We start from the raw sequence: 793 nt of genomic DNA, 5'->3' as shown, positions 1-793 counted from the left end.
GAGCGTCGTCCCGCCCGGCACGGCGCCCGGCGTCGCACGCCGGCCCGCCGCCGCGCACAGCAGCCCGAGCCCGAAGATCGCGCCGCGATGCGTGTTGACGCCGCCCGTCGCGGCGAGCATCGCGTGCTCGGCACGCAGGCCGATCTTGCGCAGCACGGCCATGTCCGCATCGCGCGCGCCTGCGTCGGCCAGTTCCGCGAAGTAAGGCCGCAGCACGGCGGCGCTGCGTGCGAACGTCGCGGCATCCATGTCGGTGTGACTGCCGGTGTCGACGTGACTGACGAGCCCCGGCTTCGGATAGGTCTCGATCTCGAGCACGAGGCTGCGCTCGGCCAGTTCGGCGATGCGCCCGGCTTCGGACGGCGCCGGTATGCGGCAGGCGGCCCATGCACTCATCGCGCGCCCCCGGTGAAGGCGTCGACCGGCATCAGTTCGACGGCGATCGCCGTCTTGACCGCGACTTCAGGCTGCCGCGCATGCAGTTCGCGCCAGTTGACGCCCGCGCCGTCGTTGCGCAGCAGTTCGCCGTCGATGCGCATGGGCGCGCGCCCGTCGATCGACGCGAGGCCGTCGAGCAGCGTCGCGACCGATGCAGCTTCCGGTAGCGGGAACACGATGTCGAGGTCGGACGACTCGCCCAGGTACGGCTCGCCCGTCAGCGCCTGCCATGCGAGGCTGCCGAACACGCGGCCCTGCACGCCGCACCGCGCGCCGAGCGCATCGAGCTCGCGCAACGGCGTGCGCCACGCGTCCGGCGCGGCCGCGAGCACGTCGGACAACGTGGGCAGCGGGC

General features: G+C 73.3%; 2 protein-coding genes. Both read right to left on the bottom strand.

The annotated features are described in order from the left end of the window. On the bottom strand, positions 1-396 hold a 396-nt coding region (locus tag DPV74_RS41625; RefSeq protein WP_205571999.1), incomplete at its 3' end, for a triphosphoribosyl-dephospho-CoA synthase. Further along, a partial coding sequence (gene mdcG / locus DPV74_RS41620; RefSeq protein ID WP_119339300.1) for a malonate decarboxylase holo-[acyl-carrier-protein] synthase occupies positions 393-793 on the bottom strand: 401 nt, incomplete at its 5' end. The genes DPV74_RS41625 and mdcG, both read right to left, overlap by 4 nt.

Source organism: Burkholderia sp. HAN2018 (genome assembly GCF_024704855.1).
Classification (GTDB): Bacteria; Pseudomonadota; Gammaproteobacteria; order Burkholderiales; family Burkholderiaceae; genus Burkholderia; species Burkholderia cepacia.
This window is presented reverse-complemented; position numbering and strand designations above follow the sequence as displayed.